Genomic DNA, 3,025 nt, shown 5'->3' on the forward strand with positions numbered 1-3,025 from the left:
GCGGCTGATTTGCCCGATGATGTGAGCGACGACGAAAAGAAACAGCGTTTAGCTATTTTGCAAGACCGTATAACCCAACAAGCGATGCGATACAGTCGTCAAATGTTAGGCACAGTACAACGTATTTTAGTAGAAGGTCCGTCGGTTAAGAATCCAATGGAGCTTCGCGGTCGTACTGAAAACAATCGCGTGGTGAACTTTGAAGCACCACACACTCATATTGGCAGTTTTGTTGATGTGAAAATTGTTGACGTATATACCAACTCATTACGCGGCGAATTTATTCGTGGTGAAAATGAAATGGATCTACGCCGTAGTCTACGTCCGTCTGATATTTTAGCTAAACACAAACAAGATGATGCTTTGGGTGTGACCCAATACAAGCCATAATTCAGCTTGATTGTGAGTGCAGTAATAAAGGCGGCTAGTCCGCCTTTATTTTTGCCAAAAAACCGGCATATTATGGTAATTCGATAAAGACACTCGTACACTGTCTATATTGCAAGTCATATTCATTTTGTGTCGTTTTCGACTAAGCACTGGAGCCTTATTTGACCACTAAAGTCACTACCATGAACTTGTATCTAGAACCTTCAGATACACGCCGTTTAGCCTCATTATGTGGCCCTTTTGATGACAACATTAAACAGCTCGAACGTCGTTTAGGTGTTGAGATTATTCATAAAAACAACCACTTCACCATTGTTGGTTTACCACGTAATGCCTTGAATGCTAATAATTTATTGCGCCAACTGTATATCGAAACCCAAACAGTCAAAGGCAGTACCCCAGATTTAGAACCCGAAGTCGTCCACCTAGCCATTCAAGAAGCTATCAATCTTGAAGCAGAGCAAGAACACGATGACAGCGGTGTGCACATTAAAACCAAACGTGGCGTCATTAAGCCACGCACGCCTAATCAAAGCGTGTACATGCACAATATTACCCGCCACGACATCAGCTTTGGTATTGGCCCTGCCGGTACAGGTAAAACCTATTTAGCCGTTGCGGCCGCAGTCGATGCCTATGAGCGCCAAGAAGTGCGCCGTATTTTACTGACCCGCCCAGCGGTTGAAGCCGGTGAAAAATTGGGGTTCCTGCCAGGGGATTTAAGCCAAAAGGTCGACCCTTATTTACGTCCGCTTTACGATGCGCTCTTTGAAATGATGGGCTTTGAGAAAGTTGAAAAACTGATTGAGCGCAGCGTCATTGAAGTCGCTCCACTTGCTTATATGCGCGGCCGGACACTCAATGATGCATTCATTATTTTAGATGAAAGCCAAAATACCACGGTAGAACAAATGAAAATGTTCTTAACCCGAATTGGTTTTAATTCACGCGCGGTGATCACTGGCGATATTACCCAAATCGATTTACCTCGCAGCCAAAAGTCTGGTTTGCGCCACGCAATTGAAGTATTAAGTGAAGTGCCAGAAATCAGCTTTAACTTCTTTATTGCGCAAGATGTAGTGCGTCACCCCGTGGTGGCACGGATTGTTGAAGCCTACGAGGCGTTTGAACAACAAGAGCAAATCGAAAAAGCAGCAAAAGAACAAGCCTACCGCGAACGTGAGCAAAAACGTCTACAGCAGGAAACACAGGACCCGGCCCAATGAGCCAAGCAATCAAATTAGATCTCGATCTGCAAATTGCAATCCAAGCCCCCAACCTGCCATCACAAGCAGAATTTGAATCTTGGGTGCGCACTGCCATTGGTCAAACCATGTCAGAGGTTGAACTGACTATTAGAGTGGTCGATATAGCAGAAAGCCAACAGCTTAATAGTACTTATCGTGGCAAAGACAAACCCACTAATGTATTGTCATTTCCCTTTGAAGCGCCACCCGAAGTCGAACTGCCACTTTTAGGTGATTTAGTCATTTGTGCAAAGGTTGTTGAACAAGAGGCTATCGAGCAAAATAAACCCTTAAATGCCCATTGGGCACACATGGTCATACACGGCTGCTTGCATTTGCTAGGTTATGACCATATTATCGACGAGGAAGCCGATGAGATGGAGTCATTAGAGACCCAACTTGTTGAAGGCTTAGGTTTTACAGATCCCTATAAGGAAGCATAAATAAACGATATTTATCTGATAGATAGACAAGTTTATAAAAATATTATGAGTGACGATATCCCCCCGAGTACAAGCGCCCACAAGAGAAGCTGGTTCGATAAAATCAACCAACTATTTCAGGGCGAACCTCAAAATCGCGAAGACCTAGTCGACGTCATAGCAGGCGCTGAAATGCGCGACCTGATAACAGAAGACACTCGCGAAATGATTAAAGGTGTATTAGAGGTTTCCGACCTTCGTGTGCGTGACATCATGATCCCACGCTCACAGATAGTGACCATTCAAATAGACTGTAGCGTCGAACAACTGTTAGAAACGGTTATCGACTCAGGCCACTCGCGCTTCCCTGTCGTTAATGAAGATAAAGATCATATCGAAGGTATTTTACTGGCTAAAGATCTGATCAAATTCGGTTTTAAACAGTCTGACGACCCCTTCACACTGGCTCAAGTGATCCGCCCAGCCGTGGTAGTGCCAGAAAGTAAGCGCGTCGATGTCCTGCTTAAAGAGTTCCGTTCGCAACGCTATCATATGGCCATTGTGGTTGATGAATACGGCGGCGTATCAGGCCTTGTCACTATTGAAGATATTCTGGAAGAAATCGTTGGTGAAATTGAAGACGAATTTGATCATAACTCAGTAGAAGACACCGAAATTAAAAAACTCAGCAATACTGTATTCATGGTAAAAGCGTTAACAGAAATCGACGACTTTAACGAAGCTTGTGGTACTCACTTCAGCGACGAAGAATTCGATACCGTTGGTGGTTTAGTGTCTCACGCTTTTGGCCATTTGCCTGAGCGTAACGAAAGTATTGTTATCGATAATATTGAATTCAAGGTCATCAACGCAGATAACCGCCGCTTAGTACAACTTCGTGTTAAGCTACCCGACCCTAATCTTAGCGAAGAATTCGACGACTAAATCGTGTTAAACAATCAATCT

Annotated in this window: 4 protein-coding genes; all 4 read left to right on the forward strand. The window is 44.0% G+C overall.

Features of this window, described 5'->3' with window-relative positions:
* Positions 1-390 (forward strand): TRAM domain-containing protein (locus ACE1OE_RS24250; RefSeq protein ID WP_449212514.1); only part of this gene is annotated, 390 nt, incomplete at its 5' end.
* A gap of 161 nt (positions 391-551) precedes the next feature.
* Entirely contained in the window at positions 552-1,616 is a 1,065-nt protein-coding gene (locus ACE1OE_RS24255; RefSeq protein WP_238107258.1) for a PhoH family protein, read from the forward strand.
* Positions 1,617-1,624: 8 nt separating this feature from the next.
* Positions 1,625-2,080: an rRNA maturation RNase YbeY gene (ybeY, locus tag ACE1OE_RS24260; RefSeq protein WP_449212515.1), complete on the forward strand. Its 456-nt coding sequence runs from the start codon at positions 1,625-1,627 to the stop codon at positions 2,078-2,080.
* A 45-nt stretch (positions 2,081-2,125) separates the two neighbouring features.
* Positions 2,126-3,004 (forward strand): CNNM family magnesium/cobalt transport protein CorC, encoded by an 879-nt coding sequence (gene corC, locus ACE1OE_RS24265; protein WP_238107256.1) that lies wholly within the window; start codon positions 2,126-2,128, stop codon positions 3,002-3,004.
* Positions 3,005-3,025 lie beyond the last annotated feature (21 nt).

It is taken from the genome of Vibrio sp. E150_011, assembly GCF_053544015.1.

Bases quoted from the DNA above. Each gene is read 5' to 3' on its own strand.
- corC (WP_238107256.1), top strand. From the start codon at position 2,126: ATGAGTGACGATATCCCCCCGAGTACAAGCGCCCACAAGAGAAGCTGG.